Here is a 26,588-nt window from a genome sequence, read left to right as displayed (position 1 = left end):
GGGGCAGATGGCCCGGTTAAGCCTCGGTAAACGATTTTATTAAATCCCTTCGGGAAGATAAGATGCCTGGAATGACAATCATTTGTTCTCTGGAGAACCAAATGGCCCGGCGGTTTGATTATCTTGCGGATGTAGAAGTCTTTCTGGCGGTGGCCGAGCGCGGGTCGTTTACCGCCGGCGCGGTGGCGCTGTCGTCGACGCCGTCGGTGTTAAGCCGGGCCGTCACCCGTCTTGAAACGCGTCTGGGGTGCCAGCTGCTGCGCCGCTCCACCCGTCGGATCAGCCTGACCGAGGCCGGAAGCGCCTATCTGAGTCAGGTCCGCCAGGCGTTTGAGGTGCTGGATAATGCCGAACGGGAGACGCAGGGGCAAAAAGGGGCGTTATCCGGGCGCGTTAAATTGAGCGCCCCCACCACCTGGGGACACTATCGTTTGCCCGCCCGGCTGGCGTTGTACCGTCAGTTGCACCCCGACGTACAGATTGAGCTGAATATTACCAACCGTAATGTCGATATTATCGCTGAGGGCTTCGATCTGGTGGTGCGCCAGGGACATTTACCCGACAGCGGCCTGGTGGCAAAAAAGCTGGAAGATGCGGCGCTATGTCTGGTGGCCTCGCCGGCCTATTTACGCTCGACAGCGAGACCGCTGAGTAAAATAGCCGATTTGCGCCATCATTCATGCCTGACATTTATTATGCCGGCAACGGGAAAAGTCGCCGAATGGGTATTTCGTGAGGATGGCCGGGATATCAGCTGGCTACCGACGTCATCTCTGCATGTCTCCGATGATGTGCTCGGGGTGGTCTCGCTGGCCCTGCAGGGGGCGGGGATCTGTCAGAGCTATGCGTTTATTGTGCAGGAGGCGATCGCGCGCGGGGAGCTGGTTCCTGTTCTTCCGGCGTTCGCCGGACGTTCACGGCCTTTCTCGGTGCTTTACCCGCCGCATAAAAGCCAGTCAGCCGCTGCCCGGGCATTAATTACCCTGCTGACCATGCCAGCCGAGGCGCTGGCGACGCTGTGTGCGACATTACCTGATACCCATGGCTGAGGGCTCATCCACAAGGACTAAGACGTTTTGTCAATTATGTTTATATTATCTTATTTTTTATTATATTTTCTTTTCTGTGGTTAATTTATTTCTTTTTTTATAGAGGTTAACCATTAATCTCTTGATGAAAAATTAAGGTTACCGATAATGGGTTATGTTGTTAGGAATTGTCTTAAGTCACATAATTGTCAGGTGTGCTTGCAGTTTATAATGATGGATGCTATCACTATATAAGGTAATAATTTGTAGCATCTGTTATAAGGAAGGAATATGAAATGGACTATTCTTAATACTCTCATCTGCCCGCAATCCGGCATCGCCTTTTCGGCAATATCCAGCCTGCGTTTCTTAAAATTTATTATGTGGTACGAGGCCGATGTGATACTGCTGCCCGGCGAGTCGATGAAGCTCTATTCCTCGAGAGTTTTAATTAATGACCAGTATCATTCATTAAAAATCTACAATATTACGGTGTACGACGAGGCGCAGTGGGAGAAATTACGCGAACGGCCATCTTGCCCGTATCAGGCTGGCGGCAAGCAGTCTGACTCCTGTTTTTTCCAGTCCTTTTGCGCGATTAAGCGCTGCCCGAATAATATTCCGCGCGGTGAACCCTGGCGTTAGCCCGAGAAAGCCGCCGGTCGGCTACCGGCGGCGCGATGTTATTTGACCAGCAGGGCGGCCATTCGTGGCTGGACGCTTGCGCAGCCGGCGAGGACGAGGTTGCCTTGCCGCAGCCCTTCATTGGCGAGAAATGCATTGCACGTTCCGCCCGCCTCCTCAATCAACAGCATACCCGCCAGCGCGTCCCAGCTGTTCATATGCGCTTCAAAATAGCCATGGATCTGACCGGCAGCGACATGCGCCAGCATCAGGGCGCCTGCGCCAAAACGGCGATACTCCAGGCCGGCGTCGAGCAGCGTGTCGATGGCCCGGGCATAGTCGCTGGCCGGGGCGCGGCTGGAGCGCCCCATGCCGATCACCACCGCGTCGGGATCCGGTTCACGCAGCGTCAGGCGACGACCGTTGAGAAACGCCCCTTCGCCGCGGCCGGCGAAGAAAAACTCATTGCGATCGGGGGCGTAGATGATGCCGAGCGAGAGTTCGCCCTGGCACACTCTCGCCAGTGAGATGCACCAATAATCCATACCAAGGATAAAGTTGGTGGTGCCATCCACGGGGTCAAGTACCCAGACGGTGTGCTCATCGCCTTCGAAACCGCTCTCTTCACCGAGGAAACCCTCCTGCGGAAAGTGCGCCTTCAGCCACCCTTTAATCTCCTGTTCTACCGCGAGATCTGCTTGCGAAACAAAGTCCTGGCGCGATTTTTTATCGACCTGCAATCCCGCATCGCGCAGCGCCTGGGCGTGGGCGCCTGCCTGGCGAATCAAGGCGCATAATGACTCTCGTTGTGCTTCCGTCATGGTCTTGCTCTCAGATAATAAAGGGCGACGTGCGCCGGTGAATTAATGTCACCTCCACCCAGGTGGTGCGTGAAGGTTGTAAAGGGTCGACGGTGCGCTCCTGCAGCCGGGCGAGTGCCTGGCGGGAGATCGCCGCCACATCCTGATGTAGCGTGGTGAGCTGGTAGCTATATTGCGCGGTCGGCGGCGTGTTATCAAAACCAATCAACTGATAATCCTCAGGCGCCTGTTTGCCGCGCTGGCGCATTCCATCGAGAAAGCCGCAGGCAATCTGGGCGTTAGCGCAGAAGATCCCCTCCAGCGCCTCGTCGGCGAGCGCAGCGGCCTGAAACCCGCCCGTATAGCCCTCTTCCGGGCAGGCGAGGATCGCCAGATTGCGTTCGACGTCCACTCCGCGCGCCTGCAGTGCCCGGCTGAATGCTTCCCCACGCATGCGCCCGGCCCAGGTGGAAGGTGAGTGGTTGAGCCAGCCAAACCGCCGGCAGCCGCTGCGCAGCAGCTGGTCGGCCGCCAGTTCGGCGCCGGCGATGTTGTCAGAGCAGACATAATCCACCCCGGGTATCGTCGGCTGGCGGTTAATGCCCACTACCGGGATATGCTGCTGGACGCACTCATTCACCAACGCCTCCGGCGGCTGGCCGGAGGTGACGATAACGCCGGAGACGCGAAACTGCGTGAAACGGCGCAGGGTGTGCGCCAGGTCCTGCTCGCTGTGGATCTCGCTCACCAGCGCCTGAAAGCCCTGGCGCTGGATCTCGTTGAGCAGGGCATCAAGCAGGGCGCTGCGAAAAGGATCGCTGATGCGCGAGACGATCACGCCGATTAAGTGGCTGCGCTGGCGATTGAGCCCCTGGGCAAGAAAGTTAACCTGGTACCCCAGCTCTTCGGCGGCGCGCAGCACCCGCGCCCGGGCGTCGGGAGAGATGCTGCCGTTGCTGCTCAGCGCGCGTGACACCACCGCCCGCGAGACGCCGGCCAGTCTGGCCACATCCTGGGCGGTGACGCTGGGTTTACGTGGGCTCATAGGGCATGCGCCTCATCGGCGAATGCGGGACGCGGCAGCGTAAAGTGGTCCCCATCCTGCGACACGAATAATCCCTGCCACGGCTGACAGGCTTGCTTCAGCGCCGACAGGGCGGCGTCCTCGCAGTGATAGAGCCCCAGCGCCGGGAGCTGCAGCGTTCTGAACAGCATCAGGCAGGAGGGGAAATCGCCATGAGAAGCATCGTCGTCAAGGGCCGCCACTGAGGCACACTCCTGAAACGCCAGCCCGGCGCCGGCCATCAGGGCTATCGAGTCGGCGGTTGGCCGGCCATCGCCGCTGTAAAACAGCGTCTGCCCGGCAATGGTGATGCGGATGGCGCGATTACTCAGCTCATGCTGGGTGGCGGCGGTGCGGATCTGCCAGTCCTGCCACGTCCAGGCTTCGCGGCATTCCTGCCAGTCGATGGTGAAACCAGGGGCCGCCTGAGGCCAGTTCGCCAGCGCGGTCAGCTGCATGAGCACCGGCTGCTGCGCTGGCTGGCAGTAGATAATCAGCGGCTTCTGACGGGAGCCACTTTTCCAGTAATTCAGCAGCGCCGTCAGACCGGTACAGTGATCCGGATGGACGTGGGTGAAGTAGATTGCGTCAATATCATTGACCCCACCGCCGCGCTGCCAGAGTGCGCGGGGAACGGTGGGGCCGCAGTCGATTAACCACTGTTTGTTGTCCGCGTCGATCACCCGCAGCGCGGAGGTATTTTGCGTGCAGGAAAAGGCGCTCCCGCAGCCAAGCACATCTATTTTCATTGACCCTCGCCAAAATTTTTTGCCGCTTAATTAAATTGTCATAAATACCCGACAAAGTAGGCTCACATCATGTCGAGTTAACGTTGCATTTTTTTTACAGCCAAATGAACACGTGTTCACCTTGCTAAAAAAATGCCGCAGCAGCGCTTTCAGGTAGCGAATATGAGTTATTTACAGATCACCGGCCTTAAAATTAGTTATGGCGATAACGTGGTTTTACATAATATCGATCTGGCGGTCGAGCAAGGGGAAATGATTGCCCTGCTGGGTCCGTCGGGATGCGGAAAAACCACGCTGCTGAACGCGCTCTGCGGCTTTATTCCGGTGCAAAGCGGCGAGATGGCTATTGCCAGTCGAACGATCACCCATCTTGCGCCGGAGCAGCGCAATATCACCATGGTGTTTCAAAGCTACGCCCTGTGGCCGCACCTGACGGTAGCGCGCAATATCGGCTATGGCCTGAAGCTGCGCAAATGGCGCGGGGCGGATATCGCGCGGCGGGTGGCGGAGCTGCTGCGAATAGTGAATCTTGAGGGACTTGGCGAGGTGAAAGTGACCGAACTGTCGGGCGGTCAGCGGCAGCGGGTGGCGCTGGCAAGAGCCCTGGCCATAGAGCCCCAGGTGCTGGTGCTGGATGAGCCGTTATCTAATCTGGATGCCAAAGTGCGCCTGAATGTGCGCCATGAAATTAAATCTCTGCAAAAGAGACTGGGTTTCACGTCATTAATTGTCACCCACGATCAGCAGGAAGCCTTAGTGATGGCGGACCGCATTGCGGTATTAAATCAGGGGCGTATTGAACAAACTGGCACCCCGGAACAAATATATCAACATCCTGCGACGCCCTTCGTCGCTGATTTTATGGGCGCCGATAATAAAATAACCTCCGGTGAATTATCCGCTGCCGCAATATCCGGTTTATCCGCCGCTCAGCAGGGGGAAAAAGTTATTTATTTTCGCAGCGCTGATGCCGCGCTCGCTGAATTAACGCAGCCTGCGCCGCAGGAGGGACTTGCTCTGGAGGGCGTGGTGGAGCAAAGCGCGTTTCTGGGCAATCTGTATCGCCACAGCGTGCGCTGTCATGACCGCCTGCTACTGGCCGATGCCGCGCAGTGCTGGCCGACAAAAAGCCGCGTTCGGCTCCATGTGCCAACGCCGGCCCTGCATATTTTTCCTTTACCACTATCACAGTGATATCAGCGTGTTCATTCTGGGGACAATCCATGTTGACTAAGACGAAAGCAGCGATCGTAACGACCCTCTTCCTGAGCCTTGGCGCACAGGCCGACACCATTCTGAATGTCGCCACCGCGGGCGATCAGAATATGGTGGATTATGTAAAAACCTGGCTGGGGCCAAAATTTGAAGCCGCTCATCCCGGCGTCAAGGTGCGGGTGATCGGTACCGGCCCCGGCGACGCCGGGTCGAATAAAATTAGCGAGAAGCTAACGGCCCAGCAGGAGAGCGGCGCGCAGCAGTGGGATATCGACGTCGCGGTAGTGCACCAGAAGGCGGGCGGTGAGCAGGTGGAAAAGGGATTACTGCAAAAATACCGTCAGGATATTCAGACCGGCGGCATGGTGAGTTCGCCGAGCGCCACTCAGGCGCTGGGCGTTAACGTCGACGGATACGTCATGCCGATGTTCTTAAGCCAGACCGCTATCGCCTGGAACAGCGATCTGCTCAGTACCCCACCGGCGTCGTATGACGAGCTGGTGGCCTGGACGCAGAAACATCCGCAGGCTTTTGGCTATAACGGCATCAAGAACGGCATGTCCGGCGTCAGCTTTGTGGTGGGCTGGATCTACGCCTACGGGACCGACGCCCAGCGTCTCTCCGCCGGGCCCTATGATAAAAGCGTCGAAAAAGGCTGGCAGCAGGCCTATGAGAAGCTGAAGGCGTTCAATAAAAACGTAACTTTTACCCCGGGCAACGCCGGGACGCTCGATATGCTGAGCCGGGGGGAAATCGCCATGGGCCCGGTGTGGGTCGATATGTTCTATAGCTGGAAAGATCAGGGCAAGCTGCCGCCCTCGATCAAGCTTGCTTTACTGGCGCCGGGTATGCCGGGTCAGCCGATGTATTACGTCATCCCGGCGAAGGCGGCGAATCCGCAGCTGGCGCGCGACTTTATCGCGCTGGCCACCAGTCCGGAAGTGCAGGCGCAGGGGATCGTTAAGCAGTTTAACTGGTATCCGGGCATCGACGCCGGGCAGGTGAAGCCGAAGCTGGATACGGCGACCTGGCAAAAGCTGTTTGCCGAAATCTCGCCGGAAGCGCTGGCAAAGTATGGCAAAAGCTTCCCGATCGCTCCCTATTTTGACGACATCAAAGAGGGTTACGAAAGCCAGGTGGCCAACTAACGCCTTCTCCCGCCCGGGTTGTCGGCCCGGGCGCTTTCTTGTGCTGACGCCAGGTGCATTATGTCCAGTTCATTAAAATATCTGCTGCTGGTTGCTCCGGCGGCGCTGATGATCGCGATCCTGTTTTTGTATCCGCTGGGGTTTTCGCTGGTCTCGGCGTTTACCGCGCCGGGACAGCCGTTCACGCTCGATCACTTCCGCAAGGTCTATGCGCTTTACGCCAGTGATGTGCTCTTTTCGCTGATTATCGTACTGGTCTCAGTGGCGCTGTTAGCGCTGATCGCCATTACCCTGTCGGCAGTGATTGCGCTGTCACCGTGCCGACCCGTTGTTCGTCTGCTGGGTTTTTTGTATCGCTTACCGCTGTTTATTCCGTTTATCGTTGTCGCCCAGATGATGCGCACTTTTCTCGCCAAAAATGGCCTGATGAACAATGCGCTGGTGGCGGCCGACCTGGTCACACCGCTGGAGACGCTCTCCTGGCTGGGATGGAAAGGGATAGTGATCACCTTTGTCTGGAAGCAACTGGCCTTTGCCACGCTGCTGATCTGCGGAGCGATGGCGGCGCTGGAGTCGTCGCAGATCCTTGCTGCGCGTAACCTTGGCGCCTCCCGGCCGCGGATCCTGTTCGATATCATGCTGCCGCAGGTCCTGCCGACCATCGGCGTGGCGCTGGTGCTGTCGACGGTGACCATGATGTCGGTGCTGTCGGTACCGTTGATGATCGGCGTCGGAACGCCGACGATGCTGACGGTGGATATGGCGTTTCGCGTGAATTCCTATGGCGATTACGCGGTGGCGAATGCGCTGGGTGTGGTGTCGCTGGCGATCTGCGGCGCGCTGTCGTGGTTTTACCTGCGCCACAGCCTGCAGCAAAAAGGAGGGGAATCATGAAAGCGCTGACTCTCGCCTCATCCCCGTCATGGTGGATAAAAGGGCGCCGTAAAGTGCGCGCCAGCCTGGCGCTGCAGACCCTGCTGCTGCTGTTTATGCTGCTGGCGATGTTTGGCCCGTTGCTGAACCTGTTGATCTGGACCGTAGCGGAAAGCTGGTATTTTCCCCATTCGCTGCCCAGTCAGTGGGGGTTGAAGTACTGGTATCAGGTTTTCAATCCATACAGCGATGTGTCCGGTTCGCTGTTAACCAGCGTGTTGATCGCCCTGTTATCGGTGGGGGTCTGTTTGCTGATTTCCGTCCCCGCCGGCTATGCGCTTTCCCGGCGGAAAATGCCGCTGCGGGTGCTGTTTATGCTGCTGTTTCTCATCCCGCAGGCCTTTCCCAACTTGACGGTATACATGAATGTTGCCCGATTGTTTTATCAGTGGGGATTGAACGGCAGTATCGCGGGGGTGGTGCTGGTGCATAGCGTCCACGGCCTGATGTATTCGGTGTGGATCTGTGTGGCAGCCTTCTCATCCATCGACCCGCTGCTGGCGCGGGCGTCGCGTAACCTTGGCGCCGGACCGGTGTATACCTTCTGGCACATTGTGCTGCCGCAGGCGGCGCCGGGGATCGTTGCCGCCAGCATCTTCGTTTTTCTGGAGTCGCTGGATGAGTTTACCGGCACCTTCTTTGTCGGCGCGCCGGATATCACCACGCTGCCGCTACTGCTCTATAACGCCAACATGTCGGGTAACTATCAGGTCTCGTCGATTACGGCGCTGATTTTGCTGGTGCCATCGCTGCTCTTTATGGTGGTGATCCATAAATTTATGCGCCCGGAGATGATGGCGAAACTGGGGAAGTAAGGACCGTAGAAAACGAAAAAGCTTCCCGGTGGGAAGCTTTTTAACCTCAGGTCATCATCATTGGCCATTCTGGCGGCGTCTGACTCATGACCTCAATCATCACATCTTTGATATTACCCCAGATTTTTGCGATATCGATCAGGGTGATGCCCAGCAAACCGGTGGCGAACCAGCAGGCGGCGGCAAGGCCGAGGCAGCTGCAGATCACTGCCAGACCGGCATAATCGCTTTTCCGTAACTGGATATTCAACGAGCTGGCGAGAAACATCAGTACCGCGCTCACCAGGGGCCAGCGCAACAAAACGACACTGGTAGTAATGGAAGCCATTAACCTATCCTCAAAGAAAGTCGGGGAGCCATGGATGACCTGGCGCGACTGACGATGGCATAGCGCTCTGGTCTCGACTGGCAAACTAGAGAGTGATGAAACGTCATTTCTGTTTCATCAACTTGTGTGAACTATATCACACTTGGTGCTTTATTCGCCAGCCAAAAAATGAGCTTTCGCTGCGCTGAATAAGCTTTAATTTTGTGTGGATATAGGTAAGCAAAACCCGATTATCTTATTTTCATTCTCTTGCTAATGATTATTATTCTGCGGGTTTTATTACCAGTTCCTGTTTATTACACGGAGAAACCGAGTCAGATGCGCGTCTATTCTTAATCTGACGAGAATATCTTTCGAATACCTGATAAATAAGTATTATTCAACACCACCAGCTGAAAAGCTGACGCCCTGAAGGGCTGGCAGATATCTGCTGATGTCTATCGCAGTCGCGATTGCTAACGTGTTCGGGCTACCTTAATTAAGGCATATCGCATGGATGAAAGCGTAAATGGCTGACAGTGCGCCGCATAAGGCGCTCAGACTTGTCGGAATGGGGCTGGTTATTTTATTGCCGGTGATGTTGGCATTGTGGTTTGCCCAGCTGCGGGCCAAAGCCGAAACCATTGATCAATTGCACTCATTTTCGCAGCTGGCGCTGCAAAAAACAGAAATGGTCATCCGGGAAGCGGATCAGGCGCGGTTTAAAGCCAGCCAGTATCGTGGTGAGCTATGCTCAGCGGAGCACCAGCGTTATTTACTGCATATTGTTCGCGGTCTGCTGTATGTAGAAGATCTGATCTACGCCAACGGTCAGCGCTTTATCTGTTCAACGTCCGCTCATCCCGAGACCGGCTGGCGGATGCCCGCGGCGAATTACACCAAAAAGCCGGATGTGGCGATTTACTACTATCGGGATACGCCGTTTTACCCGGGCTTTGCCATGAATTATATGCAGAAGGGGCCCTATGTGGTGGTGGTCAACCCCTACTCGTTCAGCTCGGTGATTGCCAGCGACCGCGATTTAGCCTATGGCGTTTTCGATACTAAAACCAACCTCTTTTTCTCGCTGAGTAATAATGTTGAGCCCGCCGAACTCCAGGCGTTAATTCGCGAAGGCGATGCTTTTTTTAATCAGAATGGTCGGGTGTATACGATAGCCCGCTCCGCTATCCGGCCGATCGCGGTCATCATGTCCACCTCACGGGCCAGCTACTACCACAACTTCTGTGACCAGGCGAGCCTGACGCTGCCGCTGGGGATCATTTGCAGTATTTTACTGGTGCTGGTGTGGACACGAACCCGCCGCCAGTATCACTCGCCGCGCAATATGCTACAGCGGGCTCTGAGCTGCCGCCAGCTGCGGCTGCACTACCAGCCGATTATCGATATTAAAAATAACCGCTGCGTCGGGGCGGAGGCGCTACTGCGATGGCCGGGGTTTGATGGCCCGGTGATGAACCCGGCGGAGTTTATCCCGCTGGCGGAAAATGAAGGCATGATTGCCCAGATCACGGACTACGTGGTGGACGAGCTGTTTTATGAAATGGGTGAGTTTCTTGCCAGCCATCCGCAGCTGTATGTGGCGATCAATCTCTCTGCGTCCGATTTCCACTCGGCGCGGCTGATTTCCCAGATCAGTGAGAAAGCGCATAGCTATGCGGTCTGCATCGGACAGATCAAAATCGAAGTGACCGAGCGCGGGTTTATCGACGTGGCGAAAACGACGCCGGTGATCCAGGCGTTCCGCGAAGCAGGCTATGAGATTGCGATCGATGATTTTGGTACCGGCTACTCGAATCTGCATAATCTGCACGCGCTGAATGTCGATATCCTCAAAATCGATAAAACCTTCGTTGATACGCTGACCACCAACAACACCAGCCATCTGATCGCTGAGCACATCATCGAGATGGCGCGCGGGCTGCGTTTAAAAACTATCGCGGAAGGGGTGGAGACCCCGGAGCAGGTAAGCTGGCTCTACAAGCGCGGCGTGCAATTTTGTCAGGGCTGGCTGTTTGCGAAAGCCATGCCGGCGCGGGAGTTTATGCAGTGGTTAGCGAATGCTCCCACGCCCATAAGCAGGCCTCAGCCGCCGCGTCACGCGGAGATCTGATGGCGGTAGTCGCTGGGAGTGCGGTCGAACTCGCGACGGAACACCCGGGAGAAGGTTTGCTGCGAGACGTAGCCCAGATCCATCGCGATATCAAAGATAGGTCGCTGAGTGGTTCGCAACGCTTCCGCCGCCAGCAGCAGGCGGCGCTGACGAATATAATCACCCAGCGTCTGATGCATTACGGTACGGAACATCCGCTGCAGATACCATTTCGAGTATCCTGACTTTCTGGCGACTATATCAATGTTAAGTGGTTGATCGATATGTTCATCAATCCATTCAATCAGTGTTTGAATAATATCCTGATGGGACATAAAGCGGCCTCTCTCAATTCTCGATTCGTCGTTTTGTCTGCGGGCGAGTATAATTCCTCAAGTTAACTTGAGGTAAAGCGCTTTATGGAAAAGAAATCACCCCGCATCAAAATGCTGCTGACGCCCGGGGAAGTGGCAAAACGAACCGGCGTGGCGGTCTCGGCTCTCCATTTTTATGAGAGTAAAGGCCTGATCCATAGCCAGCGGAATGCCGGCAACCAGCGGCGCTACCGGCGCGATGTCCTGCGCGCGGTGGCGATTATCAAAATTGCGCAACGCATCGGCATCCCGCTGGCGACCATCGGCGACGCGTTTGGCGTACTGCCGGAAGGGCACAACCTCAGCGCAAAAGAGTGGAAGATGCTGTCATCGCAGTGGCGTGAGGAGCTGGACCGGCGTATTCATACCCTGACGGCGTTGCGCGACCAGCTCGACGGCTGTATCGGCTGCGGCTGTTTATCACGGCGCGACTGCCCGCTGCGCAACCCGGGCGATAAGCTGGGGGAAGAGGGGACCGGCGCCCGGCTGCTGGAAGAGGAGTAATAAAACTAAAGCGCCACAACTGGGCGCTTTAGTTGTTTTCCGGTCTTTGTCTTTCGCATTATCTCGCTGGTTCACGAGAGGGTTTCCCCCGACATCGACGTCCCTCAGTATTGCGCAATCTGTTGATGGAGGTTCCGGTTTGCGTCGACACTTTAACTATGGCAGCTGCTGCCATTTTTTCCTTACTATTTTGCCGAAATTTTCCCGGCAATGAGCGCCTGTTCCTATAGTTAATTTGAACAAACCACGGGAGAGGCCCATGCTGACGGTACACCATCTTAATCAATCACGATCGCAACGCGTACTGTGGGCACTGGAAGAGCTGCAGCTGCCTTATCAGATAGTCCGCTATCAGCGGGAAAAGTCGATGCTGGCGCCGGCGGCGCTGAAGAAAGTCCATCCGTTGGGGAAATCGCCGGTGCTGGAAGACAACGGCTATGTGCTGGCGGAGTCCGGGGCCATTCTCGAGTATTTGCAGGAGACCTGGGACAGCGGCGGGCTGCTGAAGCCGCAGGCGATAGAGGACAAACTGCAGTACCGCTTCTGGCTGCACTATGCCGAAGGCTCGCTGATGCCGCTGCTGTTAATGAAGCTGGTGTTCGCCAGCCTGGGTAAACCCCCTGTGCCCTTTGGCGTCCGCTCGCTGGGCGCCCTGCTGGGCAAGGGCATTCAGAAAGCGTGGCTGGATCCCCAGCTGGCCACCCATGCGCGGTTTATTGACGACCATCTTGCCACGCGGCCATGGTTTGCCGGCGAGCGACTGAGTATGGCCGATATCCAGATGAGCTTCCCGGTGATGGCGCTGTTGGCGCGCGGTGGCGTGCATGACCTTGTCCATATCGAGGCCTGGCGACAGCGGGTGGAGCAGCGTCCGGCCTGGCAGCGGGCCATCGAGCGCGGCGGCCCCTTTTCCTTACCTGGCGCCTGAGGTATCAGCGGATCCGATGACGCCGACAAATGAAAGCAACTCACTAAAAATTTGTTAGCGGATTGCGCATAGACGATAACGTTTGCGCATCGTCTGGTTATTTTCTGCTCGTCATAAGCGAAATTTAGCGAAATACGATAAACATCGGTTGAAAAGGGTTATCTAAAGGCCGGATAATCGTTTGCCTTTCTGTTTTGCTCCCTCTTTTTTCTGCTATCCAGGGGGAGGAGATAAGGTTGACACACCGTAGTGTATGCGCGGAGTTAAACGTTTGCTTTTTTGCAGCCCCCCTGGCGCTGCGATTCGGTACAAGGAGATCGCGTTTAACTGGCAGTGGAGGGTCCACCACGCATATCAACGAACAATAAAAATTTTCAGGGGAAGTTTTCTATGTCTACGCCTTCAGCGCGTACCGGCGGTTCATTAGACGCCTGGTTTAAAATTTCGGCGCGCGGTAGCACCGTGCGTCAGGAGATTGTTGCAGGTCTTACTACCTTTCTGGCGATGGTTTACTCCGTCATCGTGGTGCCGGGCATGCTCGGTAAAGCGGGCTTCCCGCCGGCCGCGGTGTTTGTCTCGACCTGTCTGGTGGCGGGCGTTGGCTCGCTGGTGATGGGGTTATGGGCAAATCTGCCGATGGCTATCGGCTGCGCCATTTCGTTGACCGCCTTCACCGCCTTCAGCCTGGTGCTGGGGCAGCAGATCAGTATTCCGGTGGCCCTCGGCGCGGTATTCCTGATGGGTGTCCTGTTTACGGTGATTTCCGCGACCGGCATCCGCAGCTGGATCTTGCGCAACCTGCCGCAGGGCGTGGCGCATGGTACCGGGATCGGGATTGGCCTGTTCCTGCTGCTGATCGCCGCCAACGGCGTTGGTCTGGTGATCAAAAATCCGCTGGACGGTCTGCCGGTGGCGCTGGGCAAATTTGCCAGCTTCCCGGTGGTGATGTCGCTGATTGGCCTCGCGGTGATCATTGGTCTGGAAAAAATGAAGGTGCCGGGCGGTATTCTGCTGACCATTATTGGTGTGTCGATTGTGGGCCTGATTTTCGATCCGAACGTCCATTTCTCCGGTATTTTCGCCATGCCATCCCTGAGCGATGATAAAGGCAACTCGCTGATCGGCAGCCTCGACATCATCGGCGCGCTGAACCCGGTCGTGCTGCCCAGCGTGCTGGCGCTGGTGATGACGGCGGTCTTTGACGCCACCGGTACTATCCGCGCGGTGGCCGGCCAGGCAAACCTGCTGGACAAAGACGGACAGATCATCAACGGCGGTAAAGCGTTGACCACCGACTCCCTGAGCAGCGTCTTCTCCGGTTTAGTTGGCGCGGCGCCAGCGGCGGTGTATATCGAATCGGCGGCGGGTACCGCGGCTGGCGGTAAAACCGGTCTGACCGCGGTGACGGTCGGTGTCCTGTTCCTGCTGATCCTGTTCCTCTCCCCGCTCTCTTATCTGGTACCGGCCTACGCGACCGCGCCGGCGCTGATGTACGTCGGCCTGCTGATGCTGAGCAACGTGGCAAAAATCGATTTCAACGACTTCGTTGACGCGATGGCTGGCCTGATCACCGCGGTGTTTATCGTGCTGACCTGTAACATCGTGACCGGCATCATGATCGGTTTCGCTACCCTGGTGATTGGCCGTCTGGTCTCCGGCGAGTGGCGCAAGCTGAACCTCGGTACGGTAATTATCGCCGTGGCGCTGGTGGCGTTTTACGCGGGCGGTTGGGCGATTTAAACCCTTCGTGCTCCTCACGGGCGGCTCAGGCCGCCCGTTTTATTTTTAAGCCACATCCTGTTTCCATTTGCGTTAATCTGGGTAGCGTATGATTCACAGGCACGACGCCTCACAGGTATAAAAGAAAACGCAGCAAACAGGGAACACATGGAAATATTCTTTACCATCCTCATCATGACCCTCGTGGTCTCACTGTCCGGGGTAGTGACGCGTGTACTGCCCTTTCAGGTTCCACTCCCACTGATGCAAATCGCCATTGGCGCGCTTCTGGCATGGCCGACCTTCGGTTTGCACGTTGAATTTGATCCAGAGCTGTTTCTGGTCCTGTTTATCCCGCCGCTGCTGTTCGCCGACGGCTGGAAAACGCCGACCCGTGAGTTTATTGAACACGGGCGGGAGATCCTTGGTCTGGCGCTGGCGCTGGTCGTCGTGACGGTGGTCGGCATCGGCTTTCTGATCTACTGGATTGTGCCTGGCATTCCGCTGATCCCGGCGTTCGCGCTGGCGGCCGTACTCTCGCCGACCGATGCCGTGGCGCTCTCCGGCATCGTCGGGGAAGGGCGGATACCGAAAAAAATCATGGGCATTCTGCAGGGGGAGGCGTTAATGAACGACGCCTCTGGTCTGGTTTCGCTCAAGTTTGCCGTCGCGGTGGCGATGGGCACTATGGTCTTTACCGTTGGCGGCGCGACCGTAGAATTTCTGAAGGTGGCGATCGGCGGCGTGCTGGCCGGGTTTGTGGTGAGCTGGTCGTATGGCCGTTCGATGCGTTTCCTCAGCCGCTGGGGCGGGGATGAACCCGCCACGCAGATTGTCCTGCTGTTCCTGCTGCCGTTTGCCTCCTATCTGATTGCCGAACATATCGGTGTCTCCGGTATCCTGGCGGCGGTGGCGGCGGGGATGACCATCACCCGTTCCGGCGTGATGCGTACCGCGCCGCTGGCCATGCGTCTGCGCGCCAACAGCACCTGGGCGATGCTGGAATTTGTCTTCAACGGCATGGTCTTCCTGCTGTTGGGCCTGCAGCTGCCGGATATCCTCTCCAGCTCGCTGGTGGCGGCGGAAGCTGACCCCAACGTCGAGACCTGGATGCTGTTTACCGACATCATCCTGATCTATGCCGCGCTGATGCTGGTGCGTTTTGGCTGGCTTTGGTCGATGCGTAAGCTTAGTCAGCGCTTCCTGAAGAAGAAACCGATGGAGTTTGGCTCCTGGACCACCCGCGAGCTGCTGATCTCCTCTGTGGCCGGGGTGCGCGGGGCGATTACCCTCGCCGGTGTGCTCTCGATTCCGCTGTTGCTGCCGGACGGGAATGTTTTCCCGGCGCGCTATGAGCTGATTTTCCTCGCCGCCGGGGTGATCCTGTTCTCGCTGTTCGTCGGGGTGATAGCGCTGCCGATCCTGCTGCGCCACATTGAATCCAGTGACAACGTGCAGCAGCGGAAAGAGGAACGGCTGGCGCGCGCAGCGACGGCAGACGTGGCGATTGTGGCGATCCAGAAGATGGAAGAGCGGCTGGCGGCAGATACCAAAGAGAATATCGATAACCAGCTGCTGACCGAAGTCAGTTCGCGGGTGATCGGTAACCTGCGCCGCCGCGTCGATGGTCGTAACGACGTGGAAACCTCTATGCTGGAGGAGAGTCTGGAGCGTCGCTTCCGCCTGGCGGCGCTGCGCTCTGAACGCGGAGAGCTGTATCACCTGCGCGCCACCCGGCAGATCAGTAACGAGACGCTGCAGAAGCTGCTGCACGATCTCGACCTGCTGGAAGCGCTGTTAATCGAAGATCAATAACCTGTAATCCGGATAGCGCGACGCTTATTCGGGCTACTGGCGAGACTGCAGTAAATGTGTCGCCCCGGTAAGCGTTAGCGCGACCGGGGGAAACCCGGGCAGCGGCGCAAGCGCCTGACCCGGGTTACCCATTCCTCTGTGAAACGCGTTGTCACCAGGGAATTATTCCAGCCAGAACGCTTTACTGCACGCCAGCCAGGCCTCAGCGCTGCGCGACATATACACGCCCTCCCGCCAAATCATCCCCAGCTCCCAGCGCAGCTCGCTTTGCAATGGGATCCAGCAAAAGTTCTGCGGGTCGAGACGCTGGCAAATCGGCTCGGGCAGGATCGCCACGCCAATGCCGGCCTGCACCATCGCGGCGAGAAAATCCCACTGGCCGCTGCGCACCGCGATACGCGGCTTTACGTCATGCTCGGTAAACAGGCGCATCAGCTGCTGGCTGAGGGCAAATTCTTCGTTGTAGATGACCAGCGGATACGCCGCCAGCTCGGCCGGCGAGAGCGAGGTCACGCCCTCCCACGGCGCGGTTCTTGGCGTCAGGACGCACAGCGGGTGGTTGAACAACGGCAGGGTGGTGAGGTGGCTACCCTCTTCGATGGGCAGGGCGGTCATCGCCATATCGAGCTCGCCGTTGCTGACCGCCTGCTGGACCGTCAGGCCGCCAAACTCGGCGATTTTCAGCTCGACGCCCGGGTAGCGCTCGCGGAAGCGGCTGATCGGCTCCGCCATCAGCATTCCGACCATCGGTGGAATGCCAAGCCGCAGCACCCCTTTATGCAGGTGGTTGATATCGCTCAGTTCTGACTCCAGCTGGCTGAACTCGCCAAGGATCGCCTGGCCGCGTTCAAAAACAACGCGCCCGGTATCGGTGAGCAGCAGTTTACGGCCATCGCGGATCAACAGCGTGCAGTTCAGTTCATCTTCGAGATTTTTGAGCATCTTGCTGATGGTGGGCTGTGTGACGAACAGCTTTTCCGCCGCGCGAGTAAAACTCTGCTGACGAACCACTTCAACGAAATAGCGCAGCGTTCGGATATCCATAATTATTCCCTGAGACTATACCTGCGATGATTTTAATTCATTTCTGTCCGCTTCGGCGGCTCTCTATACTGCACCCCTGACTTCTTTTTTTCAGGAATATCGCTCATGGCCTTCGCGCCAGCTCGCGTAGCCCCCGCCGTGGCGCAGCGTCTTCAAATCCCGCTGCAGGTGCTTCTTTATGTCGGGTTATTTATTTTTGCGCAATATCTGGTGAACAGGTGGCAGGTACCCCTGCCGGCTAACCTGGTCGGCATGGTGATGCTCCTGCTGCTGATCGTCTGCCGGGTGATCCCCCTGAGCTGGGTTCGCGCCGGCGCCCGCTGGCTGCTGGCGGAGATGCTGCTGTTTTTCGTCCCGGCGGTGGTCGCGGTGGTCAATTATACCCAGCTGCTGATGGTTGATGGCTGGCGGATTTTCCTGGTCATTGCCTTAAGCACGCTGATGGTGCTGGGCGCGACGGCCTGGGTCGTCGACAGGGTTTACCGTTACGAAGTGAGCCGGCTAAAAAAATGAATGATGTCATGCTGAGCGTCCTGTGTCTGGTGGCGACGCTGGGTCTCTATTACGCCAATAAAAAACTGTATCGCCGTTTTCATAAACTGCCGCTGATGCCGCTGGTGTTCACGCCGATCCTGCTGGTGCTGATCCTGGTGCTGGGCCATATCTCTTATCAGAGCTATATGGGAGAGACCCACTGGCTGCTGTGGCTGCTGGGCCCCGCCACCATCGCCTTTGCCGTCCCGGTCTATGAAAATGTCGCGGTGATCAAACGCCACTGGATGTCGCTCAGCGCCGGGGTGGTAACGGCGGTGGTGGTGGCGGTGACCAGCTCCGTATGGCTGGCGCGCGGATTGATGTTGTCTGATGAAATCCAGCGCAGCCTGGCGGTGCGCTCGGTGACCACGCCCTTTGCGCTGGCGGCGGCGAAACCGCTCGGTGGTCAGCCCGATCTGGTGGCGCTGTTTGTGGTGATCACCGGCGTCTTTGGCATGGCGGTGGGGGATATGCTGTTTTTACGCCTGGCTATCCGGGAAGGGATGGCGAAAGGAGCCGGGTTCGGTGCTGCTTCCCATGGTGCCGGGACGGCGCGCTCCTATGAGCTGGGCCAGCAGGAGGGCGTGGTGGCCAGCCTGGTGATGATGCTGTCTGGCGTAGTGGTGGTGCTGGCGGCGCCGTTAGTGCGCTGGCTGCTGTTTTAGCGTTCTCGTGTAACCGGTTGTTATGAAATATTGAGGGGCGGAATAGTTGTGAACTATTTTCGCCCCTTTTTGTTTATGCCGGTTATTGGTCATCAGAAAAGATTAAGGCAATTCTTATTACCATCCTCTCTTTGTAACTAAATATTTCATAATCAATACTGATCTAATTATATTGCGAATGATGTATAGGCTTTTTATTATCTCTAAGAATTTTATAAGTTTGTATCGCTATGATTTCAAAGGAACTTCATCTTATTTTTCTCATTTTTTAAGGCGATTTGTTTAAAAATCAATTTTTACATTAATAATTGAGCTTTTACCCTCTGTTCGTTATTCTTTTTACGCGGGCTTGTATTATTGAATGGATTCAAATGCTGGTCGTTTATTTATGTATAATATTAATTATCATAAATCATATGTCACGTAAATGTGTATGTGACGCCGCGCGGATGCAAATTCATTCTCTAATATATCTGCATAAAACAATTGACGGACTGATTGTCGTTTATAATGGATATGGGAATAAATATGAAGATGAGTAAAAAAATTCTGGCGGGTGCCCTGATTTTCTCTGCCTGCAGCGTGCTGTCTACCGTTGCTCAGGCCGATAACACCATTACTTTTAATGGAGTTGTTTCCGATACGACCTGTACGGCGACCATTGACGGCGGCGTAACGGCTATTGATATGGGCACCACCTCAGTGGCGGATCTGAAAGCGTATACCTTCGGCGCTGCCAAGAACTTCTCCTTTAGCTTAGCCGATTGCCCGACCGCGGAAGACGGTGGCAACAGCATCGCTCGCGTCACTTTTGGCGGTGTTTCCGATACCGCGAACAGCGATTATTTTAAAAACCAGGCGACTGATGAGCCGGCAACCGGTGTTGCTGTGGCCCTTTTCGACGAAGCGGGTAAGGTGATGAAGAATAATGAAGAGGGTTCGGATGTCGATATTTCTTCCGGTGCCGCAACCATTCCATTCACCGTTAAAATGGTGAAGTCGGGTGATACCGATCCGACGAAAGGTACCGTTCAGACAACTGTGACTTATAACGTGACTTATTATTAATTCGGCGTTTTGTTGAATGGAGAAAGGGGAATCGTCTGCTATTCCCCTTTAATTAAACGTATGAGATATCCTTTTTTTGTGGTCGGTTTTTTGCTGTCTTCCTCTATTGCGCAAGCCAGCGTGGTCGTGGGCGGCACGCGTCTGGTGTTTGATGGTGCGAAAAACAACGCCGTCATCACGGTTGAGAATAAAGATCAGAGCAGCAATATCGTCCAGTCCTGGCTCTCGGTGGTGGATGCCGCGTCGCCAGCCAAAGACGCGTTTATTATTACGCCGCCGCTGTTCCGTCTCAAAGCCGGAGAGAAAGGATTCGTGCGCGTTGTCCGCTCAGGAAAAAAATTACCCGACGATCGCGAGTCGATGTTTTGGCTCAATATCAAAGGGATCCCGGCAACGGAATATGTCCCGGATAAAAATGTGGTGCAGTTTGCCATCAACTCGAAAATAAAATTGATTTATCGACCTGCCGCGTTAAAAGGCAATACACCGGAATCGTATGCCGAAAAATTACAGTGGGGAAAAGCGGGGGACTCGGTGACGGTAAAAAATAACTCACCGCTGTATATGAATTTTTCCCAGGTTAGCCTTAACGGGAAAAATATTTCTGGCGCATGGTTTGCTGCCCCATTTTCTACTTTAAAAATACCCGTGCAGAGTACCTTGTCCGCGACAGGGAAAAAAGAGATCACATGGAGCGTGATTAATGATTATGGTATGTCAGGGAAGAAATATACCGCTATCATTCAGTAGCGTTGAGCTACTGTTTTCAACCAAAAGTATCTGCGTCGCTATTGTTTTGTGCCTGAGTACCTTGTCTTCTCGCGCTGAGGCCGGTGAATATTTCAACCCGAATTTACTCGAAGTCGCCGAGGATCCTGCGGCTTCGGTGGATCTGTCCTATTTTTCGCAAGATGGCGTACCGCCGGGCACCTATCATCTGGATGTTTACATCAATGATAAGTATGTCAGTTCAGAATCGCTGACCTTTCAGGAAATTGGCCATGACGCAGGCGCGACCGCTTCTCCCTGTCTTTCCGCGGAGTATCTGAATTCGTGGTTGATTAATACCACCGCCTATCCCCAGCTGTTCGCGGCAGGGGAAACCTGCGCCCGGCTGTCGGCGATCCCCGGGATGACATTTTCGGTGTCTCTTGCCCAACAGCGAATCGATTTTACCGTGCCGCAGGCCGCGATGCTGAATCGCCCAAGAGACTATATACCGGAGAGCCAGTGGCAGCAGGGGATCAACGCCGGTCTTCTCAACTATAGTGTCACCGGGCAGCGCAATGCGCCGCGGCATAATGGCGCGACCGTAGACAGCCAGTTTGTTAGCCTGCAGCCTGGGGTGAATCTGGGGCCATGGCGTCTGCGCAACTACAGCACCTATAGCCACAGCGACAACAGCAGCCGCTGGGAGTCGGTTTACTCGTACCTTGCCCGCGATATTCATACCCTGCGCAGTCAGCTGGTGGTCGGTAATACCTATACCTCTTCCGGCATCTTCGACAGTGTGAGCTTTACCGGCCTGCAGCTCAGTTCGGACAAAGAGATGCTGCCGGATAGCCTGCATGGCTTTGCGCCGACGATTCGAGGGATCGCGCGCACCACCGCGGAGGTCTCGGTTTATCAGAATGGTTACAGCATTTATAAAACCACCGTCGCTCCCGGCGCCTTTGAGATTAACGATCTGTATGCCACCGGCAGCGCCGGCGATCTGTACGTCACCGTTAAAGAGTCTGACGGCAGCGAGCAAAACTTTGTGGTGCCTTTTGCCTCGCTGGCGGTCCTGCAGCGCGAGGGCCAACTGGACTATGCGCTGAGCAGCGGCAGGACGCGCTCAGGCAGCTCCGACGATAAAGAATACAACTTTATTCAGTCTTCCCTGGCCTATGGCGCCACCAGTAACTTTACTCTCTATACCGGCTTTCAGCAGGCGGAAGATAAATACACCAACCTGCTGTTAGGCGCTGGCTTTAACCTTGGCACCATCGGCGCGCTGTCGTTTGACGGCTCTCAGTCGTGGGCCGACGTGAAAACCAGCGATACGGCCTCGTCAACCCGCAAAGAACAGGGGCAATCGTATCGCGTCCGCTTCAGCAAAAGCTTTCTGCAGACGGGCACCAGCTTTTCCGTGGCCGGCTATCGCTACTCCACCGCGGGATACTATTCGTTTCAGGATTTTGTCGATAACGCCTCCACGCAGCGCGACTGCTGTACGCAGAGCGGCAGAACGAAAGGCCGGTTTGACGCTTCGCTGTCGCAGACGCTGTTTGGCTATGGTTCGCTCTCGCTTTCGCTGGTCAATGAAACCTATTGGGACAGCTCGCGCATGGAGTCGGTAGGCGTGGGCTATAGCGGGTCGATTGGCAAGGCCTCCTACTTTATTAACTATTCCTATAACCGCAATGTGCAAAGTACCGATGACAGCGGCAATAACCGGCCGGCCAGCGATACCATCGTCTCCCTGACGCTAAGCATCCCGCTTGGCGAGACGCTCTCGGCGAATTACACCTTGAACCATGGTCGGCATAACGACACCACGCACAGCGTGGGGCTCAATGGCTCGGCGTTCGAGGATCGCTCTCTCAACTGGAGTCTCCAGGAGGGTTACAATACCCAGGATAAGAGCACCTCCGGCAACCTCAGCGTCAATTATCAGGGAGCAAAAGGCGATGTCGCCGGCGGCTATGGCTACGACCACTACAGCAATCACTACAATTATTCGCTGCGCGGCGGCATGGTTGCTCACGCGGGCGGGCTCACGCTGTCGCGCTTTCTGGGTGAGAGTGCTGCACTGATCGAAACGCCCGGCGTCAGCGATGTGCGGGTGCAGGGCCAGACCAACGTGACGACGGATGCCGCCGGGTATGCCGTCGTACCGTATGTTCGCCCTTACCATCGCAACAGCCTGGCGCTGGATGAACAGCAGATGGCTGGCGCCGAGGTGGATAACGTCGCCAGAACGGTGGTCCCAACGCGCAATGCAATCGTCAAAGTGCAGTATGACACCCGAATTGGCTATAAGGCGATGCTCACCCTGCGTACTCGCAACGGTGTGGTGCCTTTCGGCGCGCTGGTGACCCTTGATAATGATCGCGCCAGCGCGGCGCGCAGCAATATTGTCGGCGATGAGGGGCAGGTGTATCTCACGGGGCTGCAGAAAAAAGGCCAGCTGTTAGCGCGCTGGGGGGAGAAAAGCAGTGAGCAGTGCACCGTTCATTACGACTTCTCCAGCATGGCTCTTGGCGACGATATTCTGTTCTATCAGGCCGAATGCCGGTAATGGATGCAGGTTTTCAACATGGAAGAAGGGGCTGATATGAATATGCGAGACGGCAGCACAAGGGGCATCCTGGTGGCCAGCCTTTTGCTGCTCTCCCTTCCGGCGCTGGCTTATGAAGGCAGCAGCACGGTCAATTTTAACGTCACGGGCACCATCGAAGCGCCTTCCTGCGAGGTGGCAGTGGAACCGTCGAACAGTATCGATTTAGGCACCGTCTCCTCGCAGACGTTCTCCGGAAATGCCGGGTCGAGCGGCGCCAGCGTGCCGGTTAAGCTGGTCTTTTCCAGTTGTTCCGCCGATGCGTCGGCGGTAACCATCGCATTTAGCGGAGCAAAATTCGATAACACTTACACCTCGGTTTATAAAAACTTCCGCACAGGCAGCGACGGGGCCAGCGGCGTCGGTATGCAACTTCTCACTCTTGCCGATCAGCAGCCCCTCGGGCCTGGCGACCAGTATCTTTATACCTTTGGTGGCCGTGCCGACGTCCATATCTTCAATATGGTAGCACGCATGTTTTCGCCCTATGGCCAGGTAAGGCCGGGGATTGTCGGCTTTACCGCCACGTTCGATGTGGCTTACAAATAACGTTTCGACAGGGATGGGTATGAAAAAACTGATCTTCTTGTTCATGCTGGTACTGTGTCCCCTCTATAGCTGGGCGGCCTGCACGGGAACCAACTATGGCGATGTCTCGATGACTAACTTGCCGGAAAAGATTCTGGTCAACGCCGGGAGCTACACCGCGGGCACCGTGCTGTATGACTCGGGGAAAATTACCCGCGCGCAAACGGAGCTGATTAACTGCGAGGGAAGCACCTACGCGGTGTTTGCCTGGTCCTCGAACAATGCCGGGTCGCTGATAGGGGATAATATCTATGCCACCTCGGTGCAGGGGATCGGCCTCCGCGTCAAGGTGTGGCTCAATATCAGCGGTGAATATGACGGTGATACCGATGATTTCAGCCCCGACTCGCAGGTGCATTATATCGGCGATGTGAATTACTATCTCGGTAAGCCCACCGGCCTGTTTGATTATTATGCCTCGACCCATTACACCCCGGCATATCAGCTGCAGCTGGTGGCCACCGGCGGCGCTATCGCCAGCAACAGTCAATTATCGTTCAGCGATCCGGTGGCTACGGTTTCGGCGAAGGATAGTAAGGCGACGCTCTCCATTTCCCGGCTGCACATCAGCGGCACCACCAGCATCCAGATGATCCCGATGGGGTGTATTGTCGGTAGCAATAATCTCAGTTTTGCCATGGGCAGCATCAATGCCAGCGAGTTCAACACCGCGACGAAGGTGGGGAACGCGCGGCAGTCCCTGACCCTTGCCTGCGAGCCGGGAACCAACGTTTCGATGCGGGTGGCGGCGGCGCAAGCGAGTGGGGATAACCCTGGCAACACGGTGATAGCCTTAACGGCAGAGGAGAATGTTGCCACCGGGGTGGGGGTTCAGTTGAATATGGATGGCGAAGCGCTGCCGTTAAATACCGATATCAGCCTCTATACCTCGAGCCGCACGACGGTGACCAACAGCGGCGCGGATGCCAGCTATAGCTATTTCACCAACCCCGACAGCCCAGGCGGGGCCGCGGCCATGCAGACGCTTGCCTTATCCACTAACTATTACAAGACGGGGAGCGCGGTGACCGCGGGTTCGGCAAACGCCACCGGGGTGATCACCTTAACCTATAACTAAGAGGTCGGGGGGGAACCCCTTCTCCGGACGGCGCCGGGGAAGGGGAGAGAACGATTAATGCGCCTGGCCGCGTTCGATACCGATCCCGGTTTGTGAACGGATAAACTGGGCGCGGAACTGCTCGCGCTCGCGCATCCCTTCCGGTGAGTTATCGGTGGCGGAGAAGACCCAGATACCGATGAACGCGATGGCGATGGAGAACAGCGCCGGATATTCATACGGGAACAGCGCTTTCTCATGGCCGAGGATCTGCACCCAAATGGTCGGGCCGAGGATCATCAGAATGACCGCAGTCAGCAGGCCCAGCCAGCCGCCGACCATCGCGCCGCGGGTGGTCAGCTTCGACCAGTACATCGACAGCAGAATAATCGGGAAGTTACAGCTGGCGGCAATGGAGAAGGCCAGGCCGACCATGAAAGCGATGTTCTGATTTTCAAACAGAATACCCAGCAGAATGGCCACCACCCCGAGGATCAGCACGGTGATCTTGGAGACCTTCAGCTCCTGACGCTCGGTCGCGCCCTTGCGGAAGACGTTGGCGTACAGGTCGTGCGACACCGCTGAGGCGCCGGCGAGCGTCAGGCCAGCCACCACCGCCAGGATAGTGGCGAAAGCGACCGCGGAGATAAAGCCGAGGAACAGATTGCCCCCCACCGCATCCGCCAGATGCACCGCCGCCATGTTATTGCCGCCGATAAGCTGTCCGGCCGCGTCTTTAAACGCCGGGTTCGCGCCGACCAGCATGATGGCGCCGAAGCCGATAATAAAGGTCAGGATATAGAAATAGCCCATAAAACCGGTGGCGTAGAAGACGCTTTTACGCGCTTCTTTGGCATCGCTCACGGTAAAGAAGCGCATCAGAATATGCGGCAGGCCGGCGGTACCGAACATCAGACCCAGACCCAGAGAGAGCGCTGATATCGGATCTTTCACCAGTCCGCCGGGACTCATAATCGCCGCCCCTTTCGGATGGACGGCCATCGCCTCGGTAAACAGGTTATTGAAGCTGAAGCCGACGTGCTTCATGACCATAAAGGCCATAAAGCTGGCGCCGCACAGCAGCAGAACCGCTTTAATAATCTGCACCCAGGTGGTTGCCAGCATGCCGCCGAACAGGACATAGAGCACCATCAGTACGCCAACCAGCACCACGGCGACATGGTAATTGAGGCCGAACAGCAGCTGGATCAGCTTGCCGGCGCCCACCATCTGCGCGATCAGATACAGCGCCACCACCACCAGCGATCCGCAGGCGGAGAGGGTGCGGATCGGCCCCTGCTTCAGGCGGTATGAAGCGACGTCAGCAAAGGTATAGCGGCCAAGGTTGCGCAGTCGTTCGGCAATCAGAAACAGGATAATCGGCCAGCCGACGAGAAAGCCCAGCGAGTAGATCAGGCCGTCGTAGCCTGAGGTATACACCAGCGCGGAAATACCGAGGAACGACGCTGCCGACATAAAGTCGCCGGCAATCGCCAGCCCGTTCTGGAAGCCAGTAATATTGCCGCCGGCGGTATAATAATCGCTGCGCGAACGTACCCGTTTTGAGGCCCAGTAGGTGATGTAAAGCGTCAGGGCGACGAAAATCAGGAACATGACAATCGCCTGCCAGTTGGTCGGCTGGCGCTGTACCGCGCCGGTAATGGCGTCTGCCGCGTGAGCGCCGAGGGGTAGCAGCGTGGCGGCGAGCGCCGTCAGGACTCTCTTGATCATGCTTTTACCTCGTTGAGAACGCTCTTGGTCAAACGGTCGAATTCACCATTGGCCCGCCAGACATAAATACCGGTCAGGATAAACGAAATGACGATCACGCCAATGCCGAGCGGGATCCCGCGGGTGACGCTGGTACCGGCGTGCAGCGGAGTGCCGAGCCAGCCGGGCGCGAAGGCGATAAGCAAAATAAAGCCCACGTAGATCACTAACATAATCACTGACAGAATGGCGGCAAACCGTTGCCGTGATGCAACTAACTCCCTGAAATGCGCACTATTTTCTATCCGCTGACAAAGTTGTTCATTCATCTTAGCGTCTCCAGAGGTCTCCCTTTCGTCATCCACTCAGCGGACGCTGGCGACAGCAACCCCTCCGGCGATGGAGCCGGGATACGGTTTGCTGACGGCGTTCCTGCGAGTGGAATCCTGGGGGAGGGACTTATTT

General features: G+C 56.4%; 26 protein-coding genes. 18 read left to right on the top strand and 8 right to left on the bottom strand.

Annotation, left to right across the window (positions count from 1 at the left end; genetic code table 11):
* The first annotated feature begins 101 nt into the window (after positions 1-101).
* On the top strand, positions 102-1,049 hold the full coding sequence (locus FHW76_RS21540) for a LysR family transcriptional regulator (RefSeq protein WP_022065214.1): 948 nt from the start codon (positions 102-104) through the stop codon (positions 1,047-1,049).
* 270 nt (positions 1,050-1,319) lie between these two features.
* Positions 1,320-1,673 carry an anti-adapter protein IraM gene (locus FHW76_RS21535; protein ID WP_008807283.1) on the top strand — a complete coding sequence of 118 codons (354 nt, stop codon included), beginning with the start codon at positions 1,320-1,322 and terminating at the stop codon, positions 1,671-1,673.
* A gap of 38 nt (positions 1,674-1,711) precedes the next feature.
* On the opposite strand, the gene FHW76_RS21530 is transcribed toward FHW76_RS21535, so the two are convergent.
* The 3 genes from FHW76_RS21530 to FHW76_RS21520 are packed head-to-tail and all read right to left on the bottom strand — an operon-like array spanning position 1,712 to position 4,264.
* The gene (locus tag FHW76_RS21530; RefSeq protein WP_012969157.1) at positions 1,712-2,473 is read right to left on the bottom strand and encodes an inositol monophosphatase; all 762 of its coding nucleotides are present in this window, start codon (positions 2,471-2,473) and stop codon (positions 1,712-1,714) included.
* Between the two features lie 10 nt (positions 2,474-2,483).
* Positions 2,484-3,497 carry a LacI family DNA-binding transcriptional regulator gene (locus FHW76_RS21525; RefSeq protein ID WP_016160112.1) on the bottom strand — a complete coding sequence of 338 codons (1,014 nt, stop codon included), beginning with the start codon at positions 3,495-3,497 and terminating at the stop codon, positions 2,484-2,486.
* On the bottom strand, positions 3,494-4,264 hold the full coding sequence (locus FHW76_RS21520) for an MBL fold metallo-hydrolase (RefSeq protein WP_117269254.1): 771 nt from the start codon (positions 4,262-4,264) through the stop codon (positions 3,494-3,496). The genes FHW76_RS21525 and FHW76_RS21520 overlap by 4 nt, the downstream gene beginning before the upstream one ends.
* A gap of 162 nt (positions 4,265-4,426) precedes the next feature.
* Between FHW76_RS21520 and FHW76_RS21515 the strand changes: the two genes are divergently transcribed.
* From FHW76_RS21515 to FHW76_RS21500, 4 genes are read left to right on the top strand one after another with little or no spacing between them, the layout of a single operon-like run.
* The gene (locus FHW76_RS21515) at positions 4,427-5,458 is read left to right on the top strand and encodes an ABC transporter ATP-binding protein (RefSeq protein WP_012543175.1); all 1,032 of its coding nucleotides are present in this window, start codon (positions 4,427-4,429) and stop codon (positions 5,456-5,458) included.
* A gap of 29 nt (positions 5,459-5,487) precedes the next feature.
* Positions 5,488-6,627 carry an extracellular solute-binding protein gene (locus tag FHW76_RS21510; RefSeq protein ID WP_008807278.1) on the top strand — a complete coding sequence of 380 codons (1,140 nt, stop codon included), beginning with the start codon at positions 5,488-5,490 and terminating at the stop codon, positions 6,625-6,627.
* Between the two features lie 60 nt (positions 6,628-6,687).
* Positions 6,688-7,521 (top strand): ABC transporter permease, encoded by an 834-nt coding sequence (locus FHW76_RS21505; protein WP_008807277.1) that lies wholly within the window; start codon positions 6,688-6,690, stop codon positions 7,519-7,521.
* Complete coding sequence (locus FHW76_RS21500; protein ID WP_183476979.1) at positions 7,518-8,375, top strand: ABC transporter permease; 858 nt, start codon at positions 7,518-7,520, stop codon at positions 8,373-8,375. The genes FHW76_RS21505 and FHW76_RS21500 overlap by 4 nt, the downstream gene beginning before the upstream one ends.
* A gap of 46 nt (positions 8,376-8,421) precedes the next feature.
* Here FHW76_RS21500 and FHW76_RS21495 read toward each other — a convergent pair whose 3' ends face one another.
* A complete protein-coding gene (locus FHW76_RS21495; protein ID WP_008807275.1) occupies positions 8,422-8,703 on the bottom strand; it encodes a YjcB family protein in 282 nt (93 codons plus the stop codon).
* Between the two features lie 508 nt (positions 8,704-9,211).
* Here FHW76_RS21495 and FHW76_RS21490 point away from each other — a divergent pair.
* Entirely contained in the window at positions 9,212-10,816 is a 1,605-nt protein-coding gene (locus tag FHW76_RS21490; protein ID WP_008807274.1) for an EAL domain-containing protein, read from the top strand.
* Here the strand turns inward: FHW76_RS21490 and soxS are convergent.
* Positions 10,801-11,130: a superoxide response transcriptional regulator SoxS gene (soxS, locus tag FHW76_RS21485; RefSeq protein WP_004151738.1), complete on the bottom strand. Its 330-nt coding sequence runs from the start codon at positions 11,128-11,130 to the stop codon at positions 10,801-10,803. The two genes, FHW76_RS21490 and soxS, sit on opposite strands and share 16 nt — an antisense overlap.
* Positions 11,131-11,214: 84 nt before the next feature.
* Here soxS and soxR point away from each other — a divergent pair, with 84 nt between their 5' ends.
* The 4 genes from soxR to FHW76_RS21465 all read left to right on the top strand — a co-directional run bounded on the left by soxR (position 11,215) and on the right by FHW76_RS21465 (position 16,135).
* On the top strand, positions 11,215-11,673 hold the full coding sequence (gene soxR / locus FHW76_RS21480; RefSeq protein WP_004206331.1) for a redox-sensitive transcriptional activator SoxR: 459 nt from the start codon (positions 11,215-11,217) through the stop codon (positions 11,671-11,673).
* A 259-nt stretch (positions 11,674-11,932) separates the two neighbouring features.
* Positions 11,933-12,601, top strand: coding sequence for a glutathione S-transferase family protein (locus FHW76_RS21475; RefSeq protein WP_012543173.1), 669 nt, complete (start codon positions 11,933-11,935; stop codon positions 12,599-12,601).
* Between the two features lie 390 nt (positions 12,602-12,991).
* Positions 12,992-14,341 carry an NCS2 family permease gene (locus FHW76_RS21470; RefSeq protein WP_008807272.1) on the top strand — a complete coding sequence of 450 codons (1,350 nt, stop codon included), beginning with the start codon at positions 12,992-12,994 and terminating at the stop codon, positions 14,339-14,341.
* 147 nt (positions 14,342-14,488) lie between these two features.
* Positions 14,489-16,135, top strand: a complete 1,647-nt coding sequence (locus FHW76_RS21465) for a Na+/H+ antiporter (RefSeq protein WP_012543172.1) — start codon at positions 14,489-14,491, stop codon at positions 16,133-16,135.
* A 162-nt stretch (positions 16,136-16,297) separates the two neighbouring features.
* Here FHW76_RS21465 and FHW76_RS21460 read toward each other — a convergent pair whose 3' ends face one another.
* A complete protein-coding gene (locus FHW76_RS21460; protein ID WP_008807271.1) occupies positions 16,298-17,179 on the bottom strand; it encodes a LysR family transcriptional regulator in 882 nt (293 codons plus the stop codon).
* A 105-nt stretch (positions 17,180-17,284) separates the two neighbouring features.
* Here FHW76_RS21460 and FHW76_RS21455 point away from each other — a divergent pair, with 105 nt between their 5' ends.
* The 7 genes from FHW76_RS21455 (at position 17,285) to FHW76_RS21425 (ending at position 24,434) form a co-directional block, all read left to right on the top strand.
* Positions 17,285-17,692, top strand: coding sequence for a CidA/LrgA family protein (locus FHW76_RS21455; RefSeq protein WP_022065207.1), 408 nt, complete (start codon positions 17,285-17,287; stop codon positions 17,690-17,692).
* Entirely contained in the window at positions 17,689-18,378 is a 690-nt protein-coding gene (locus FHW76_RS21450) for an LrgB family protein (RefSeq protein ID WP_012969151.1), read from the top strand. Before FHW76_RS21455 ends, FHW76_RS21450 begins: the two co-directional genes overlap by 4 nt.
* Positions 18,379-18,888: 510 nt before the next feature.
* Positions 18,889-19,446 (top strand): fimbrial protein, encoded by a 558-nt coding sequence (locus tag FHW76_RS21445; RefSeq protein ID WP_074442684.1) that lies wholly within the window; start codon positions 18,889-18,891, stop codon positions 19,444-19,446.
* Between the two features lie 60 nt (positions 19,447-19,506).
* A complete protein-coding gene (locus tag FHW76_RS21440; RefSeq protein WP_032691118.1) occupies positions 19,507-20,196 on the top strand; it encodes a fimbrial assembly chaperone in 690 nt (229 codons plus the stop codon).
* Complete coding sequence (locus tag FHW76_RS21435; protein WP_032731720.1) at positions 20,150-22,729, top strand: fimbria/pilus outer membrane usher protein; 2,580 nt, start codon at positions 20,150-20,152, stop codon at positions 22,727-22,729. The genes FHW76_RS21440 and FHW76_RS21435 overlap by 47 nt, the downstream gene beginning before the upstream one ends.
* Before the next feature lie 36 nt (positions 22,730-22,765).
* Positions 22,766-23,317 carry a fimbrial protein gene (locus tag FHW76_RS21430; RefSeq protein WP_032701148.1) on the top strand — a complete coding sequence of 184 codons (552 nt, stop codon included), beginning with the start codon at positions 22,766-22,768 and terminating at the stop codon, positions 23,315-23,317.
* A gap of 19 nt (positions 23,318-23,336) precedes the next feature.
* On the top strand, positions 23,337-24,434 hold the full coding sequence (locus FHW76_RS21425; protein WP_038422004.1) for a type 1 fimbrial protein: 1,098 nt from the start codon (positions 23,337-23,339) through the stop codon (positions 24,432-24,434).
* Between the two features lie 54 nt (positions 24,435-24,488).
* On the opposite strand, the gene actP is transcribed toward FHW76_RS21425, so the two are convergent.
* Positions 24,489-26,141, bottom strand: a complete 1,653-nt coding sequence (gene actP / locus FHW76_RS21420; protein WP_024623073.1) for a cation/acetate symporter ActP — start codon at positions 26,139-26,141, stop codon at positions 24,489-24,491.
* Positions 26,141-26,452: a DUF485 domain-containing protein gene (locus FHW76_RS21415; protein ID WP_004177812.1), complete on the bottom strand. Its 312-nt coding sequence runs from the start codon at positions 26,450-26,452 to the stop codon at positions 26,141-26,143. Before FHW76_RS21415 ends, actP begins: the two co-directional genes overlap by 1 nt.
* Positions 26,453-26,588: the final 136 nt, after the last annotated feature.

The organism is Klebsiella sp. RC2, from assembly GCF_014192815.1.
GTDB classification, from domain to species: domain Bacteria; phylum Pseudomonadota; class Gammaproteobacteria; order Enterobacterales; family Enterobacteriaceae; genus Klebsiella; species Klebsiella variicola.
Note: the sequence above shows the minus strand (reverse complement) of the source record. Positions and strands in the feature narration are given on the sequence as shown.

What these genes read in the sequence shown, in the direction of transcription:
- FHW76_RS21540 (WP_022065214.1), top strand. Translation starts at nt 102, where the DNA reads ATGGCCCGGCGGTTTGATTATCTTGCGGATGTAGAAGTCTTTCTGGCG.
- FHW76_RS21535 (WP_008807283.1), top strand. Translation starts at nt 1,320, where the DNA reads ATGAAATGGACTATTCTTAATACTCTCATCTGCCCGCAATCCGGCATC.
- FHW76_RS21530 (WP_012969157.1), bottom strand. Translation starts at nt 2,473, where the DNA reads ATGACGGAAGCACAACGAGAGTCATTATGCGCCTTGATTCGCCAGGCA.
- FHW76_RS21525 (WP_016160112.1), bottom strand. Translation starts at nt 3,497, where the DNA reads ATGAGCCCACGTAAACCCAGCGTCACCGCCCAGGATGTGGCCAGACTG.
- FHW76_RS21520 (WP_117269254.1), bottom strand. Translation starts at nt 4,264, where the DNA reads ATGAAAATAGATGTGCTTGGCTGCGGGAGCGCCTTTTCCTGCACGCAA.
- FHW76_RS21515 (WP_012543175.1), top strand. Translation starts at nt 4,427, where the DNA reads ATGAGTTATTTACAGATCACCGGCCTTAAAATTAGTTATGGCGATAAC.
- FHW76_RS21510 (WP_008807278.1), top strand. Translation starts at nt 5,488, where the DNA reads ATGTTGACTAAGACGAAAGCAGCGATCGTAACGACCCTCTTCCTGAGC.
- FHW76_RS21505 (WP_008807277.1), top strand. Translation starts at nt 6,688, where the DNA reads ATGTCCAGTTCATTAAAATATCTGCTGCTGGTTGCTCCGGCGGCGCTG.
- FHW76_RS21500 (WP_183476979.1), top strand. Translation starts at nt 7,518, where the DNA reads ATGAAAGCGCTGACTCTCGCCTCATCCCCGTCATGGTGGATAAAAGGG.
- FHW76_RS21495 (WP_008807275.1), bottom strand. Translation starts at nt 8,703, where the DNA reads ATGGCTTCCATTACTACCAGTGTCGTTTTGTTGCGCTGGCCCCTGGTG.
- FHW76_RS21490 (WP_008807274.1), top strand. Translation starts at nt 9,212, where the DNA reads ATGGCTGACAGTGCGCCGCATAAGGCGCTCAGACTTGTCGGAATGGGG.
- soxS (WP_004151738.1), bottom strand. Translation starts at nt 11,130, where the DNA reads ATGTCCCATCAGGATATTATTCAAACACTGATTGAATGGATTGATGAA.
- soxR (WP_004206331.1), top strand. Translation starts at nt 11,215, where the DNA reads ATGGAAAAGAAATCACCCCGCATCAAAATGCTGCTGACGCCCGGGGAA.
- FHW76_RS21475 (WP_012543173.1), top strand. Translation starts at nt 11,933, where the DNA reads ATGCTGACGGTACACCATCTTAATCAATCACGATCGCAACGCGTACTG.
- FHW76_RS21470 (WP_008807272.1), top strand. Translation starts at nt 12,992, where the DNA reads ATGTCTACGCCTTCAGCGCGTACCGGCGGTTCATTAGACGCCTGGTTT.
- FHW76_RS21465 (WP_012543172.1), top strand. Translation starts at nt 14,489, where the DNA reads ATGGAAATATTCTTTACCATCCTCATCATGACCCTCGTGGTCTCACTG.
- FHW76_RS21460 (WP_008807271.1), bottom strand. Translation starts at nt 17,179, where the DNA reads ATGGATATCCGAACGCTGCGCTATTTCGTTGAAGTGGTTCGTCAGCAG.
- FHW76_RS21455 (WP_022065207.1), top strand. Translation starts at nt 17,285, where the DNA reads ATGGCCTTCGCGCCAGCTCGCGTAGCCCCCGCCGTGGCGCAGCGTCTT.
- FHW76_RS21450 (WP_012969151.1), top strand. Translation starts at nt 17,689, where the DNA reads ATGAATGATGTCATGCTGAGCGTCCTGTGTCTGGTGGCGACGCTGGGT.
- FHW76_RS21445 (WP_074442684.1), top strand. Translation starts at nt 18,889, where the DNA reads ATGGATATGGGAATAAATATGAAGATGAGTAAAAAAATTCTGGCGGGT.
- FHW76_RS21440 (WP_032691118.1), top strand. Translation starts at nt 19,507, where the DNA reads ATGAGATATCCTTTTTTTGTGGTCGGTTTTTTGCTGTCTTCCTCTATT.
- FHW76_RS21435 (WP_032731720.1), top strand. Translation starts at nt 20,150, where the DNA reads ATGATTATGGTATGTCAGGGAAGAAATATACCGCTATCATTCAGTAGC.
- FHW76_RS21430 (WP_032701148.1), top strand. Translation starts at nt 22,766, where the DNA reads ATGAATATGCGAGACGGCAGCACAAGGGGCATCCTGGTGGCCAGCCTT.
- FHW76_RS21425 (WP_038422004.1), top strand. Translation starts at nt 23,337, where the DNA reads ATGAAAAAACTGATCTTCTTGTTCATGCTGGTACTGTGTCCCCTCTAT.
- FHW76_RS21415 (WP_004177812.1), bottom strand. Translation starts at nt 26,452, where the DNA reads ATGAATGAACAACTTTGTCAGCGGATAGAAAATAGTGCGCATTTCAGG.